We start from the raw sequence: 14,504 nt of genomic DNA, 5'->3' as shown, positions 1-14,504 counted from the left end.
TTCAACGATGACGTTGACTGACAGTCCGCTATCGCGAGCAGGCTCACTCCCACAGGCAGAGCAGTGCAGCGGCTTATTACTTCTCGACGAACGCTCGCTCGATCAGGTAATCACCCGGCTCGCGCATCCGCGGCGACACTTTCAGGCCGAAGCTGTTCAACACTTCGCTGGTCTCGTCGAGCATGCTCGGGCTGCCGCACAGCATGGCGCGGTCGTCTTGCGGGTTGATCGGTGGCAGACCGATGTCGCTGAACAGCTTGCCGCTACGCATCAGGTCGGTCAGGCGACCTTCGTTCTCGAACGGCTCGCGGGTGACGGTCGGGTAGTAGATCAACTTGTCACGCAGGGCCTCGCCGAAGAACTCGTTCTGCGGCAAGTGCTCGGTGATGAACTCGCGGTAAGCGACTTCGTTGACGTAACGTACGCCGTGGCACAGGATCACTTTTTCGAAACGCTCGTAGGTTTCCGGGTCCTGGATGACGCTCATGAACGGCGCCAGACCGGTACCGGTGCTGAGCAGGTACAAATGTTTGCCAGGCTTCAAGTCATCCAGCACCAGCGTGCCGGTAGGCTTCTTGCTGATGATGATCTCGTCGCCTTCCTTCAGATGCTGCAGCTGGGAAGTCAGCGGGCCATCAGGCACCTTGATGCTGAAGAACTCGAGATGCTCTTCCCAGTTCGGGCTGGCAATCGAGTAAGCGCGCATGAGCGGCCGGCCGTTGGGCTGTTGCAGGCCGATCATCACGAACTGACCGTTCTCGAAGCGCAGGCCCGGATCACGGGTGCACTTGAAGCTGAACAGAGTGTCGTTCCAGTGATGAACACTGAGGACACGCTCGTGGTTCATGTTGCTCATGTACGTGGGACTCCTGGAGATTTGGTCTGCGCGTGCTCTGCGCCTGCTCTGCAAAAAATGAGCTGCTGTGCGCAATTGCATCGCATTCTAATGGCAGCGACAATATCTGTTAACTGGATTATTAAGATAAGGGTTATCGGTTATATCGATATGCGATTTACTCTCCGTCAACTTCAAGTATTCGTCGCCGTCGCCCAGCAGGAAAGCGTATCCCGTGCTGCGGGTCTGCTCAACCTCTCGCAATCGGCGGCGAGCACCTCGATCACCGAGCTAGAGCGTCAGTCCAGCTGTCAGCTGTTCGATCGCGCCGGCAAACGGCTGAGTCTCAACGCCCTCGGCAAACAGCTGTTGCCGCAAGCGGTGGCGCTGCTCGACCAGTCCAAAGAAATCGAAGACTTGCTCAATGGCAAGTCAGGATTCGGTTCTCTGGCGGTCGGCGCGACCCTGACCATCGGCAATTACCTGGCCACCTTACTCATCGGCAGCTTCATGCAGCGCCATCCGGAAAGCCAGGTGAAGCTGCACGTACAGAACACTGCCAACATTGTGCAGCAAGTTGCCCACTATGAAATTGATCTGGGTCTAATCGAAGGCGACTGCAGTCATCCGGACATCGAAGTGCAGAGCTGGGTCGAGGATGAATTGGTGGTGTTCTGTGCGCCCCAGCATCCACTGGCCAAGCGCGGCACGGCGACCATGGAAGAGCTGACCCACGAGGCCTGGATTCTGCGGGAACAGGGCTCCGGCACGCGACTGACCTTTGACCAGGCCATGCGTCACCATCGCAGCTCGCTGAATATCCGGCTGGAACTGGAACACACCGAAGCGATCAAGCGTGCGGTGGAGTCCGGGTTGGGGATTGGCTGCATCTCTCGCCTGGCACTGCGCGATGCATTCCGACGCGGCAGCCTGGTGCCGGTGGAGACGCCAGATCTGGACCTGGCGCGGCAGTTCTATTTCATCTGGCACAAACAGAAATATCAGACGTCGGCGATGCGTGAATTCCTCGACCTGTGCCGCGCTTTCACCGCTGGGGTTCAGCGCAGCGACGAGATCGTTCTGCCCACCATCGCTTAGAGCAGGATGACCGCCCAGACCAGCGCGATCATGCTCAAGGCTACGAGCTGAGCGGCGCTGCCCATGTCCTTGGCGTTCTTGGACAATGGGTGCAACTCAAGGGAAATACGGTCGATGGCCGCTTCTACTGCCGAATTGAGCAATTCGACAATCAACGCCAACAGGCAGACTGCAATCAGCAACGCCTGCTCGACGCGACTGACGTTCAGGAAGAACGACAGCGGGATCAATATGACGTTGAGCAGCACCAGTTGCCGAAAGGCCGCTTCGCCGGTGAAGGCTGCGCGCAGACCGTCCAGCGAATAACCGGAAGCGTTGAGGATGCGTTTGAGGCCGGTTTGGCCTTTGAAAGGTGACATAAAGTAGGCAACTGACCAAAAAGGAAGTGGGAAAGCTAGATTAAGCACAGTCAAAAAAGCGTGAACGCGTCGCGCCTGGTTAGTTCGAAATTGACTCAAGTTGTTGCAGAAGCAACGCCGCCTGGGTCCGGGTCCGCACATTCAGCTTGCGAAAAATCGCCGTCACGTGGGCCTTGATCGTCGCTTCGGAAACGCTCAGCTCGTAGGCAATCTGCTTGTTCAACAAGCCTTCACAGACCATGGTCAGAACACGAAATTGCTGCGGCGTCAGGCTCGCAAGGCCTTCGCTGGCGGCCTTGGCTTCGGCGGAAACGCTGACCGCTTCGAACGCCTGGGGCGGCCAGAACACATCACCATCGAGCACCGCGCGTACGGCTTTCTGGATGACGCTCAGATCACTGGATTTTGGGATAAAGCCGCTGGCGCCGAATTCACGGGACTTCACCATGATCGAGGCTTCTTCCTGGGCCGACACCATGACCACCGGAATCTGCGGATACTGACCGCGCAACAGCACTAGCCCTGAAAAACCGTAGGCCCCCGGCATGTTCAGGTCCAGCAGCACCAGATCCCAGTCGGACTTCTCGTCCAGACGGGTTTCCAGCTCGGCAATGCTTGCCACTTCCACCAGACGGACTTCCGGGCCCAGGCCCAGGGTCAACGCTTGATGCAGGGCGCTACGAAAAAGAGGGTGGTCATCGGCAATCAGGATTTCGTATGTGGCCATTTTTCAAATGATCCTGTTTTTCAAACAACTCGAGGTACAGCCACGGAGCTGTACCAACAGGGCACGTTCAACGCCAATCACGTGGCTATCCACGTAAAGAATACGGCGTATCAAACTTTGGCCGCGCCCTAATCGGCGCCAAGCATGCCCAGCGAAGCCGGGGTGGTCAAGGTGCATGGCCAGTACAGTTCTTTGCAGTATGGGCGACAATCAGCGCGTGACAGGTGCGCCGTTTTACACAAAAGGCATCAGTTCGGCGTGTGCCGGTGTTGAAACATCCATTTCAAGCTGATGTTTGGCATCAAGGTAATGTTGGCTGAACACGTCAAAATAAGCGTCCAGTGCCGACGCTGCCTCGGTATCACCCGCCAGATCGAGACACAGCGCCGCCACTTCGGCTGTGCATAAATGCTCGCTGCGGGTCGATCGACGCAACCTGTACCGCGACAACTTCTCGGGCAACAGGCTCAGGATCGGCAGCCGATCAAAGTAGGGGCTTTTGCGGAAAATCTTCCGGGCTTCTGTCCAGGTGGCATCCAGCAGAATGAACAGTGGACGCTTCGAACTATCGGCATCAACGCTGTTTGTGACACGCTCGGGTTCGACGTACTCACCCGGAAACACCAGGTACGGCTGCCATTGCGGATCGGCCAGCAGCGCCAGCAGTTGCTCATCAACTTCCGTACGCGACCAGATGAACGCATGGTTGTCGCGCACCACATCGGCGATCAGCCAACCGGTGTTGCTCGGTTTGAACACTTCCTTGTTGGTCATGATCAGGCACACGCCAGAGCGGGCCTCCACCTGCGGGCGCCAGGCGCACAGGCAGTGGCTCTCGATCACACGGCAGGCTCGGCAACGCGGCGCCCTCCAGCCTCGGGCCTGAATCGGCTTGATGCCCTCTTCCTCTCGCTCATCGCGCAAGCGGGCTACTGCGTTTGCAGCAAAGCGTGGGATTGCAGGGTTCATCGCAGGCAACGCCGGCAGGGGAAGAAAATCGACACGAAAAACACTCGGCAGGGCAGAAAGTGGCGGCAGTTTATCAGAGCAGCCGGCGCAAGCCTGTACCGTCCAGGCCTCGTCCCCTATAATTCGCCGCCACTGAACGCACAGTCATGTGACGGGTCGAACCACCAGTCACTGAACCAGGAGAGTTTCATGCTGCGCCTTATCGTTCCCACCGCTGCCATTTTGCTGGCGTCGTCCTTCAGCGCTCAGGCTGCTTCCTTGAGTGAGCAGAATCTCAACAGAGAGCTGCGAAACGTCGCCATACAAAGCAGTGTTGGTACTCCACGGGCGATCAACGAAGACATTCTTGATCAGGGCTACACCGTCGAAGGCAACACGCTGATCAACCATTTGAGCGTGCAAAGCAGCCACGCCAACAAGATGCGTGCCGACCCGAAAGCCGTGTATTTCCAGCTTGGCGCCTCTGTATGCAACAACCCATCGTTCCGCAAACTGATGGCCAAGGGCGCGGTCATGCGTTACGACTTCACTGAGGTGAAGACCAACCGCTCAGTCGGCTCCGCCAGTTATCAGGAATCGGACTGCCCGAAAGCGGCTCCGACCAAGAAGAAGTAATCAACGGGAATTGGCGCGCCGCTGTTCATCCTCGGCGCGCAGTTCTGCCAACAGCGCTTGCAAATAACGCGAGCGTCGGTCGGCACCCTCCAAACGCCGGCAGCACTCTTCTTCGAGACTCAAATGATTAGCCTCGGCGGATGATTTCAGTAATCGATACAGTTGCGTATCGATCTCCAGAATAACTCTGGCCATACCTTCCCGCCTCCCTGCACCTCGCCCTTACTTGAGCGATAAATTCCTTGAACCGCTTGTAACGTGCGTCCTGCCTTTGACGCAAAGTTGTCGTGTCGTGCCTGTAATTTAGTAAATCAGACTGTCGGACTCTCGCCTTGCGTTCAGACGAGCGGTGAAAGCACCTTGCAAATCGACAATAAGCGGTTGCCAGGAAAGACTTTGCAGCGCAATGATCAAGTCAGCGAAAAACGCTATGACGGTCTAGATTCATAGTGTTCACGTTTACATTTCCGGGCAGGAAAGGGGCTGCCCATTGCGCGTCTTGTTGTGCGAATGTTTCCTTCATCCAAGGGAAAAACAGAGCCTGTATGGAAGGAGAAGTTGATGCCTTACCAACCGAATGACCTCCTGAGCCGTCATTTTGAAGAAAGCGGCCACGACCTCATCAGCAAGGTCGAAGAGCAACTCAACCTGGTTTCACCCAACAGTCCGAACATCCCGATCTACCGCGACATGATCCTGACCGTGCTACGCATGGCCCAGGAAGATCACAACCGCTGGAATGCCAAGATCACCCTGCAAACCCTACGCGAACTGGAACATGCTTTCCGTGTGCTGGAACAGTTCAAGGGGCGGCGCAAAGTCACCGTTTTCGGCTCTGCCCGAACGCCGATAGAACATCCGCTGTACGGTCTGGCCCGAGAGCTAGGCGCGGCGCTGGCGCGCTCAGACCTGATGGTCATCACCGGTGCCGGTGGTGGCATCATGGCGGCTGCTCACGAAGGTGCTGGCCTGGCACACAGCTTGGGATTCAATATCACCCTGCCCTTCGAGCAGCATGCCAATCCCACCGTGAATGGCACCACCAACCTGCTGCCTTTCCACTTCTTCTTCACCCGCAAGCTGTTCTTCGTCAAGGAAGCCGATGCGCTGGTCCTGTGCCCTGGCGGTTTCGGTACCCTGGATGAAGCGCTGGAAGTATTGACATTGATCCAGACTGGCAAAAGCCCGCTGGTGCCCGTGATATTGCTGGACGCTCCCGGCGGCAAGTTCTGGCAAGGCGCATTGGACTTCATTCACCATCAACTGGAGGAAAATCGCTACATCCTGCCGACCGATATGAAACTCGTCAGTCTGGTCTACAGCGTGGAAGAAGCTGTGGAGCAGATCAACCAGTTCTACAGCAACTTCCACTCCAGCCGCTGGCTCAAGCATCAATTCGTGATCCGTATGAATCACAAGCTCAGCGACCAGGCGCTCGAACACATGCAGGAGGCATTTGCCGACCTGTGTCTGAGCGATCATTTCCATCAACATGCTTACAGCGGAGAGGAACACGACGAACCGCAGTTCAGCCACCTGGCGCGACTCGCTTTCACCTTCAACGCCCGTGATCATGGACGCCTGCGGGAACTGGTGGACTACATCAACCTGCCAGAAAACCTGGCGCAATCCCAACCCCAGGCGCAACAGCGCTCGCGGGAACCATCCAAGGTTACGTAAGCAAAAAAAAACGGCCCGCTATCGAAATAGCGAGCCGTTTCAGTCAATCGTCCATCCCTCGACCGCTGAACAAGCGGCTGATCATTTCCATGGAATATCCCCGATAACTCAGGAACCTGCCTTGTTTGGCACGTTCCCGGGCGTCTATCGGTAAATGCCCGGAAAACTTTCGCCGCCAGGTGTCTTCCAGTTGCTCCTGCCAGTTGATACCGCTCTCGCGTAAAGCAAGTTCGATGTCGGTACGTTGCAGGCCGCGCTGGCTCAACTCTTCGCGAATACGCAAAGGGCCATAACCGGAACGGGAACGGTAGGAAACAAAGCTTTCGAGATAACGGGATTCGGACAGCAGGCCTTCTTCCGTCAAGCGGTCGAGTGCCGTGTCGATCATTTCAGGGAGGGCGCCGCGTTGACGCAGTTTACGCGTCAACTCGACTCGACCGTGCTCGCGTCGCGCGAGCAGGTCCATTGCGGTTCGCCGCACCGCGACGAGTGTATCGAGTACGGCGGTCATCGGATCAATCAGATATCAGCGTCAGCCAGGTCATCAGCAGTCTCTTTGACTGGCGATGCTTTAACGTCCGGCGCTGGAGTCAGCAACTTGTCGCGCAGTTGCTTCTCGAGCTTGGCGGCGATTTCCGGATTGTCTGCCAGGAACTTGGCCGAGTTAGCCTTGCCCTGACCGATCTTGGTGCCTTCATAGGCATACCAGGCGCCGGACTTCTCAACGAAACCGTGCAGCACGCCCAGGTCGATCATCTCACCGTTGAGGTAGATGCCCTTGCCGTAAAGAATCTGGAACTCAGCCTGACGGAACGGCGAAGCCACCTTGTTCTTAACGACTTTGACGCGGGTTTCGCTACCGACGACTTCATCACCTTCTTTCACCGCGCCAGTCCGGCGGATGTCCAGACGAACCGAAGCGTAGAACTTCAACGCGTTACCACCGGTGGTGGTTTCCGGGCTGCCGAACATCACACCGATTTTCATACGGATCTGGTTGATGAAGATAACCAGGCAGTTGGCGTTCTTGATGTTACCGGTGATTTTACGCAGCGCCTGGGACATCAGACGGGCTTGCAGGCCCACGTGCATGTCACCCATTTCGCCTTCGATTTCAGCCTTTGGAACCAGAGCTGCCACGGAGTCGACGATGATCACGTCAACCGCGTTGGAGCGCACCAGCATGTCGGTGATTTCCAGGGCTTGCTCGCCGGTGTCCGGCTGCGAAACCAGCAGGTCGTCGACGTTGACGCCCAGTTTGCCGGCGTATTCAGGATCAAGGGCGTGTTCAGCATCGACGAAGGCACAGGTCGCGCCGGCTTTTTGAGCCTGGGCGATCACCGACAGTGTCAGCGTGGTTTTACCGGAGGATTCAGGACCGTAGATTTCAACGATACGACCTTTTGGCAGACCGCCAATGCCGAGCGCGATGTCCAGACCCAGAGAGCCAGTGGAGATAGCCGGGATCGCCTGACGGTCCTGATCGCCCATACGCATTACGGCACCCTTGCCGAATTGACGTTCGATCTGACCCAGGGCCGCAGCCAAGGCTTTCTTCTTGTTGTCGTCCATTAAAGTCCTCACGTAATCAATAAGGCCTGACGGCCAACACCTGTATAAGTAGCCAGTATTATTCCACAGCGTTTCAGGATCGCCTACCCCTGATTTGAGATTTCTCCAGTGGCATGGCGCAGCAGCCCCTCTAGCGCGGCCTTGACCGTTTGTCGGCGGACCTCGTCGCGGTTTCCGGGGAAGTGCCGGACCTCACTGAACACCGCCTCCCCGACGCCCCAGGCTAGCCAGACGGTGCCCACCGGTTTGCTCGCGGTACCGCCGTCCGGCCCTGCAACACCGCTGACCGCGACGGCAAAATGTGCATGACTTTTCTCCTGCGCGCCTCGGACCATGGCCTCGACGACCTCGCGACTGACCGCTCCCACCGTCTTGAACAACGCCTCGGGCACATTCAGTTGCAAGATTTTTTGACGGTTGGAGTACGTCACGTAACCAGCCTCAAACCACGCCGAACTCCCCGGAACCCGGGTGATCGCCTCGCTGATCCCGCCGCCGGTGCAGGACTCTGCGGCGGTGACGTGGGCATTGAGAGCCTGCAAACGCCTGCCAAGTTCAGCGGCCAGTTGGGTGATTTCTTTCACGGTCATCTCCTGAGCAAGCGGAATGAGAACTACCGTACACGAGCGTAACGCGCTTGCAAGGCGCAGGATCGATCAAAATGTTAACGAGCGAGGGCTCTGATATAAGCCTGACAGGCCTGCAAGGCGATCAATCCGCGATCCCCGGCGTCGGTGATGGCGATAATTCGCTGAGCATGCGCAGGGTCAAGTCGGGCGCGCGCGATTCCATGATCCACGCGGCTGGCTCCGGAGGTGGTTGGCACTGCACAGACAGAGGCCGCGTCACGGGCATCGAGGAGGACTGACAGGCGCACATCAGCAGTGGCAAGACGATCGCGCAGGCGACCTTGATCACGTTGGGCATCGCTAAGCGCTCGGTAATGGGTTTGTTCGCTGGTCGAAAGACGCTGCTCCAGGGCCAGACGCTTGTCCTGCTCGGTCTGTTGCCGGGTTGCGGCGGCCAGCGTCAGTTGATTCAGTGCCTCGGCGTGCAGCGTGGCCTGTTCCGCCAGTTGCCGGCCATAACGCCAATCCTGAAAGCGCCAGGCCAGCGCCGCCGAGCCGCCGGCCAACACAGCCAGAAACACAACAACGCCAATGATGCGGTAAGGCACCGGGATCAAACCGAAGGCTGGCATAACACCGCCCTCGCCCGTGCCCAGAGTTGCAAGCGATCCTGCAAACCGTTCAGGCCGCCGTTGATGCGACGGGTGATGCTGTTGAACTGGTCGCGGTCGGCCAGTTCATTGAAGCCATTTTGCTCCCAGAACCACGCGGCTGACTCGGCGGCCCATTGCGGTTGCTCCAGCAACTCAGGCAGAGACAGCAAGCGCTCGTCGCCGAATAGCCCGAGGCTGCATTGACGGTAGTTGTTGCGCCCGGTGATCTGGATCAGTCCACGGCCTCGGTACTTCTGGCCGTCACCGTCCGCCTTTGGAGTGTTGCCCAAACGAGCCGCAAGGGTGCCAGTGTCATATTTGCTCAGGTATTGGTCATTGCCCACTTCACGCACGTACTGCAATTGTCCAGATTCATGGCCGACTTGGGCGAGGAAAGCGGCGATGCGTTTGAGGGAATTGATATTGCGGTGGGCCATGGCGCTGTTGAGGGCGGAAATGAAAACGCCCGCTTGAGAGCGGGCGTTGGGGAAAATTTGTTGCAACTGCGTTGAAGTAAGAGACATGGTTCATGTTCCATTTGCCGTTTTTTTAAACCAGACCGGCGCCAGGGGTTTGCTGAAGTCTTTTGGAAAGTTGGCTAGCGAGGGCCAGTCGCGCAGATCCTGCCGGTAATCCAACAGCTCGTCATATTGATCGCTGCTCAAAGTCAACGGAGTGCCGGCAGCTTGCTCATCGCGATCACGGTCGACCAGCCATTGGCTGGCGGCCAGTTCCTGGTTCCGCCAGGCTCGGGCTACTGTGGCTGGTTCAGGTTCTGCCTCCGGATCGTCTTCCAGCATGGCGAGCAATGGCACACCACCACTCGCCAACCATTGCTGGTATTCATCCCAGAAACGGTGATGCCGAGGCACGGTTGCTCCGTCAGGCAGACGAATGACAGTGGCCGGGTCTTTAGTGAGTTGATAGTGCATAGGGAAAACCTCCTTAAAGTTCGGCATCGGCAGTGGCGTGAATGTAATAAGTCTGAGTAACCAGCCCGATATCGGAGTTATCTACCCAGATGCCGCGAGTCGACACCCCAAGAGGTCGAGCATTAGCCGATGAAACTTCATCGCTCCCCGAACGCCATTGCCCAGCGACCCCCTTCGAAGTAGTGGCAAACAAACTGAGACTTGGAATAGTTCTCTTCTCAACCTTGAAGGTCCACTGAGCCATGGGCTGTGAAGCAAACCCCGTCTGGCCCTGTCTCACGGTGGACAACAGTGCACCGTAGGGACCTGTCATGCTTCCAGGCGGCAGATCCTGGCTATAGGTTTTTTCGTAATAACGCTGGCACAACATCAACTCATCGCCAGGACTACGGAGTTCGAACGGCGTCGACACCCGCCCCTCTTCCAACTGGATCTGTGCCAGGTCTATCACCTGCAAAACATTCAAAGGCAGGTCGAAGGAGAGCCGCAGAAAGTCATTGCCGCTACTTCCCAACGTTTTGCCTGCCAGGGACGGTATTTGAATCGTCGCGCTGTATCGGGTCCAGGAAGTTTTGAGTTGAAAGCTGCCAACCGGCGTCACTGTATCCACACTACCGCCCGCTCCGAAATACTGCGCGACAGTCACATTGATCTGACGCGCCGTGTCGGCTTTGGCCCAGAACGTCAGCGTCGCGGTTTTCCCCGCCAAGGTCCTGACCGACTCGATAGCCTGGGAAATTTTATGCACGCTGGCGCCAACGCCCGCGGTGATTTGCTGCCAACGCATAAAGTAACGGGGTTCATTGGGCACCTCGCCCTGCCCCAGCGCAAAGCTCTGCCGGGAAATATTCACCCCGGCGTTTCCGTTCCAGTCGCAACGAAAACGGTCAGCGATATAGGCACCGGTGTAAGGCCCCAAGTTGACCGTGCCGCGCTGCCAGATATCGAAATTGCCGTTAATCATCAGATTCTTGCGATAAACCTGCACCGGAAAATTCTGTTGCGGGTCGAGTTTGGCCAACTCTTTAATGGCCAGGCTCAGTTGATCCGTTTGATTCTCGGAAGGCATCAGCCCCGCGGCGGTGATGGCGTTGAGAATTTCCTGGGTGACGCTATTACCCCAGCTGGCTGGAATCAGGGAGCCGGGAGTTCCTGCTATCGGATTTTCATCGGCAAATCTACCGTTGACCAGTCCTGCACTGGGGACGCTTTTTGGATAGTCCATTTGACCTACTCAAGTTGAAGGGCATAAAAACAGGCAATGCAGTTACTCGGTCGAGCCTGGAACCTGAGGCCAGTGGATCTCTGCTGGAAAGGTTACTTGCCGTTCAAGGCGATTCAACTCAACGCTGTAGAGCTTCCACTCCATCAATGCCAATTGCTCATCGTGAGTGGCGTCGCCGATATCTTCGGCGTATTGAAGCGGGGCTATACGCAGGACGGCGTCACGAAGCAGCGCGTCTCGTTTGGTCAGCACCTGATTCCTGGTATCCGCTAACCGCGCTTGGTCGTCGAACTCCCAGGCATTATCACGCCAGACATAAAACTCCCCCGGCCATGGAGCAGTAGTAAAGGTCTCGGGCAATTCCCCAAGTTCACCCCACATCTGCTGCGCCCCACCCTCTTTGCGATACACCAGACCGCGTCGGTCGATCACTTCGCGCGGAACGTTGTTGACCAGCGCCCATGTACGGCCGCTTTCTGGTGGAGGTAATTCAAATGAGAGTTCAACAGCATTACTGGGCAGTTGAATGCCGATCCCCGGCGTCACGAAGAACTCCACCGGCCCCGACAAGGCGCCCGAGTTATCAATCAGATAATTAAACATGGACACCTCAGATAAGTTTGATACGGCCGGGAAAGGCGATGTTGCGTGGGCGAGTCTCTGATCCGCCGGAAAATCCGGTAGCACCGGCTTGCCAAAGTGAGTAGTTGTTGGAGCCGCCGCCCATCATCTGTGTGCCGAAGGAACCGGCACCCGGCGTTGAGTGGTTGTGAGACTCGATTTGGCCGGCCTGCCAGCTACCCGCCGCACGGCTTGCATCTACCGCACGCAACTCATCAAGAACTCGCACAAACTCACCACGGGCCTCTGGGCTACGGAAGGTCGTGGCGCCGTCGCCCGAGGTCCACATACCCTCTTTACCCGCGCGCAACGCTTCGGTGGTGAGCATCCCCGACGCCTGCGCGTGATCCCAAACCCACGGCCACTCGGTACGATTGAACAGATATCCATTGAGCACACCATATCCACCCGGCATCACCGTCGAAGAGGTCTCAAAAACTACCCGTCCCAGCGTCGTACCGTCATACCGCCCAACAGGCCACCAATTACCCGAGGCATCACTGCGCAGATGCCACCAATCGCCCGCCCCCATCAACACCAAAAACGGATAGCCACCCGCTCTCAGATGGGTGTGAAACTTGATGGAATCTGTGTCCGAACAGCGAACGACCAACCGATTAGCAGTGTTATCCACCCGTCGCACGATCACATCACGAATCCCCAAACCGGTGTTGGCCACTGGCAGGGTAACGGTGGTGGCCCCAGGGTTTGCATCAATCAGCACCAGACCGAGCTCTTCCGGCGCCAGCAGCTTCGATGCCGCTAGCCGGGTCACCACCGGACGCATCGGACTGCTCACACCGATAATCGCCTGAATCGCCTTCAACAACTGCCCCGTGTCCGCCTCCAACGGCGCCATCCCGGCGCCAGCCACCACACTCAAAATCTCCTGCGTAACGGCATTGCCCCACACCGCCGGAATCAACGATCCAGGCGTACCAGCCACGGGGTTTTCATCGACAAACCGTCCGTTGACCAGTCCGACACTGGGGACGCTTTTTGGATAATCCATTGTTTATGCTCCCTGTAATAAAGCCCTGCATGGCTATTGGCACAACAGCGCAGCAGGCTGTGTTTGAATAAAAACAAAAACGCCCACGGATAAGTGGGCGTTGGGTACAGCGGATATTTCGAATGAACTAGCCAGCCAGGTCGCTCACCACATTACGGATAGCGGCAATCGCCTCATCACTGACTTGATTGGCGAGATCGGTTTTGCCTTTGGCGATATGAACTTTGATTTGTTCTTTAGCTTTCAACCGAAGGGTTCGAAGTGTCAGCAGGCTTTCATTGAATTGAGCGGCTTTAGCGAGAATCTGGTCCGCAGCCTGCCGGGCAGTCCGACCTTTAACAACCCAGGCGGACACGGCCAGTGGTACAGACTTTTTGGGGTAGCCCTCCTCCTTGAAAACCTGTGCCTGAGCAGCAGCATTTGCATACTCCATCAAGCGAAGCGGATCGCCGACAATGACCTGGCGAGCATTGTCAGCCGCCTCGTCCACCCGTGCACAAAGCTGATCAATCTCCATATATTCCAGCCTCAACGCATCGGCGGGATCCGGTACCCACTGACTTCCATCCCAGCAATGCCCTGGAGAGGGTTGAGGTACTACTACGTTCGTCAGCTCGCCCTTATAAACCAGATGCGGCAACTCTTTCCTGACCCATTGCTCAGCGGTAATTTTCAACACGCCCGCATCCGTCGCGGGCGCAGCAAAGGCGAACAATTCGGTGTCTTGCCATTCAATTACCACGCCTGAGCGACGGCAATAAAGAACTTGTTTTGTCATGTTTTCACCATTCAACAATCATGAGGCCGGGCGCTCCCTGAGCACCGGACTGGGCGCTGCCTAATCCCGGAATGTAGTAACCACCCGCACCACCGCCACCGGCGCCAAAGCCATAGGCCGGTTTGCCGGGATACCCTGAAGTCGTGCCGGAACGAGCGGAGCTTCCGCCGGTGCCGAAAGGCCCGCTTGCCCCAAATCCCCCATAACCAGCTGCTACGCTGGATACGCTATCTGTCGCGTCCGCTCCAGCAGGAAAGCCTTGCCCCCCAGCGGGGCCTGGAACAAACCCGGCGGCGTTGACACCTGGAAGGCCTGGACTACCGCCGGATAACACAAGCAGAGCACCTGATGCTCCCACGAGCGTATTGCCACCAGCCGTTGCAGCCACACCAGCGCTTCCTCCAGCTCCCGCAGCGCCGATAACAATCGGAATCACCTGTCCAGGTGTCACCGCTACCAATAGTTTGATGACCGGTTGACCGGCACCGCCGCCACCTCCTCCTGAAGCAATTGCGCTGGTGCCACCAGGACAAGCACCTCCACCGGCACCGCCGGCACAACCGCTGAGCCAAATCTTCGTCACGCCCGCCGGGACAGTGAAACTGCCATTTGCAGTGAATCGCTGGATGCCGAGACCCGCAGACGAACGACTGATACTACGAATCGCCCCCAAAAGCTGGGTCAGATTGAACTCACTGGGTGTCAGGCCGGCAGCGGTGATTACCTCAAGGACTTCACTCGTGACACCATTACCCCAGCTCGCCGGAATCAACGACCCCGGCGTCCCAGTCAACGGATTTTCATCGACAAACTTCCCATTCACCAACCCGGCGCTGGGCACACTGTTCGGATAATCCAT

General features: G+C 57.3%; 19 protein-coding genes. 3 read left to right on the top strand and 16 right to left on the bottom strand.

The features are described 5' to 3' along the window. Positions 1–76 precede the first annotated feature (76 nt). Positions 77–856, bottom strand: a complete 780-nt coding sequence (fpr, locus tag KW848_RS05995; protein ID WP_003443014.1) for a ferredoxin-NADP reductase — start codon at positions 854–856, stop codon at positions 77–79. A gap of 150 nt (positions 857–1,006) precedes the next feature. On the opposite strand from fpr, the gene KW848_RS05990 reads away from it, so the two are divergent. Next, on the top strand, positions 1,007–1,933 hold the full coding sequence (locus tag KW848_RS05990; RefSeq protein WP_008153977.1) for a LysR family transcriptional regulator: 927 nt from the start codon (positions 1,007–1,009) through the stop codon (positions 1,931–1,933). On the opposite strand, the gene KW848_RS05985 is transcribed toward KW848_RS05990, so the two are convergent. The 3 genes from KW848_RS05985 to KW848_RS05975 form a co-directional block, all read right to left on the bottom strand. Continuing rightward, on the bottom strand, positions 1,930–2,292 hold the full coding sequence (locus KW848_RS05985) for a diacylglycerol kinase (RefSeq protein WP_008153979.1): 363 nt from the start codon (positions 2,290–2,292) through the stop codon (positions 1,930–1,932). The two genes, KW848_RS05990 and KW848_RS05985, sit on opposite strands and share 4 nt — an antisense overlap. 79 nt (positions 2,293–2,371) lie before the next feature. Then, positions 2,372–3,019, bottom strand: a complete 648-nt coding sequence (erdR, locus tag KW848_RS05980) for a response regulator transcription factor ErdR (protein WP_033053926.1) — start codon at positions 3,017–3,019, stop codon at positions 2,372–2,374. Positions 3,020–3,253: 234 nt separating this feature from the next. After that, complete coding sequence (locus tag KW848_RS05975; protein WP_111450981.1) at positions 3,254–3,988, bottom strand: tRNA-uridine aminocarboxypropyltransferase; 735 nt, start codon at positions 3,986–3,988, stop codon at positions 3,254–3,256. Positions 3,989–4,177: 189 nt separating this feature from the next. On the opposite strand from KW848_RS05975, the gene KW848_RS05970 reads away from it, so the two are divergent. Beyond that, on the top strand, positions 4,178–4,603 hold the full coding sequence (locus KW848_RS05970) for a PA3611 family quorum-sensing-regulated virulence factor (RefSeq protein ID WP_111450982.1): 426 nt from the start codon (positions 4,178–4,180) through the stop codon (positions 4,601–4,603). Here the strand turns inward: KW848_RS05970 and KW848_RS05965 are convergent, their stop codons facing one another. Then, positions 4,604–4,798: a hypothetical protein gene (locus KW848_RS05965; RefSeq protein ID WP_192406438.1), complete on the bottom strand. Its 195-nt coding sequence runs from the start codon at positions 4,796–4,798 to the stop codon at positions 4,604–4,606. It abuts the gene before it with no gap. A gap of 366 nt (positions 4,799–5,164) precedes the next feature. Between KW848_RS05965 and KW848_RS05960 the strand changes: the two genes are divergently transcribed. Beyond that, positions 5,165–6,283, top strand: coding sequence for a TIGR00730 family Rossman fold protein (locus tag KW848_RS05960; protein ID WP_111450984.1), 1,119 nt, complete (start codon positions 5,165–5,167; stop codon positions 6,281–6,283). A gap of 43 nt (positions 6,284–6,326) precedes the next feature. Here KW848_RS05960 and recX read toward each other — a convergent pair whose 3' ends face one another. From recX to KW848_RS05905, 11 genes are all read right to left on the bottom strand, one after another. Further along, positions 6,327–6,794 carry a recombination regulator RecX gene (gene recX, locus KW848_RS05955; RefSeq protein WP_046046277.1) on the bottom strand — a complete coding sequence of 156 codons (468 nt, stop codon included), beginning with the start codon at positions 6,792–6,794 and terminating at the stop codon, positions 6,327–6,329. 8 nt (positions 6,795–6,802) lie between these two features. Next, a complete protein-coding gene (gene recA / locus KW848_RS05950) occupies positions 6,803–7,855 on the bottom strand; it encodes a recombinase RecA (RefSeq protein ID WP_007907270.1) in 1,053 nt (350 codons plus the stop codon). Positions 7,856–7,938: 83 nt separating this feature from the next. Beyond that, the gene (locus KW848_RS05945; protein ID WP_218536309.1) at positions 7,939–8,439 is read right to left on the bottom strand and encodes a CinA family protein; all 501 of its coding nucleotides are present in this window, start codon (positions 8,437–8,439) and stop codon (positions 7,939–7,941) included. 80 nt (positions 8,440–8,519) lie between these two features. Then, positions 8,520–9,056, bottom strand: a complete 537-nt coding sequence (locus tag KW848_RS05940; protein ID WP_218536308.1) for a lysis system i-spanin subunit Rz — start codon at positions 9,054–9,056, stop codon at positions 8,520–8,522. Continuing rightward, positions 9,038–9,601 (bottom strand): glycoside hydrolase family 19 protein, encoded by a 564-nt coding sequence (locus KW848_RS05935; protein WP_218536307.1) that lies wholly within the window; start codon positions 9,599–9,601, stop codon positions 9,038–9,040. The genes KW848_RS05940 and KW848_RS05935 overlap by 19 nt, the downstream gene beginning before the upstream one ends. Before the next feature lie 3 nt (positions 9,602–9,604). Then, complete coding sequence (locus KW848_RS05930) at positions 9,605–10,009, bottom strand: phage tail assembly chaperone (RefSeq protein ID WP_223527961.1); 405 nt, start codon at positions 10,007–10,009, stop codon at positions 9,605–9,607. Positions 10,010–10,022: 13 nt separating this feature from the next. After that, the gene (locus tag KW848_RS05925) at positions 10,023–11,234 is read right to left on the bottom strand and encodes a carbohydrate binding domain-containing protein (RefSeq protein WP_218536305.1); all 1,212 of its coding nucleotides are present in this window, start codon (positions 11,232–11,234) and stop codon (positions 10,023–10,025) included. A 42-nt stretch (positions 11,235–11,276) separates the two neighbouring features. Further along, complete coding sequence (locus KW848_RS05920; RefSeq protein ID WP_218536304.1) at positions 11,277–11,837, bottom strand: tail fiber assembly protein; 561 nt, start codon at positions 11,835–11,837, stop codon at positions 11,277–11,279. 7 nt (positions 11,838–11,844) lie between these two features. Further along, complete coding sequence (locus tag KW848_RS05915) at positions 11,845–12,867, bottom strand: phage tail protein (protein ID WP_192406423.1); 1,023 nt, start codon at positions 12,865–12,867, stop codon at positions 11,845–11,847. A 127-nt stretch (positions 12,868–12,994) separates the two neighbouring features. Then, entirely contained in the window at positions 12,995–13,645 is a 651-nt protein-coding gene (locus KW848_RS05910) for a hypothetical protein (RefSeq protein WP_218536303.1), read from the bottom strand. A gap of 4 nt (positions 13,646–13,649) precedes the next feature. Next, positions 13,650–14,504, bottom strand: a complete 855-nt coding sequence (locus KW848_RS05905; protein ID WP_218536302.1) for a hypothetical protein — start codon at positions 14,502–14,504, stop codon at positions 13,650–13,652.

Source organism: Pseudomonas sp. PDM25 (genome assembly GCF_019219045.1).
Classification (GTDB): Bacteria; Pseudomonadota; Gammaproteobacteria; order Pseudomonadales; family Pseudomonadaceae; genus Aquipseudomonas.
This window is presented reverse-complemented; position numbering and strand designations above follow the sequence as displayed.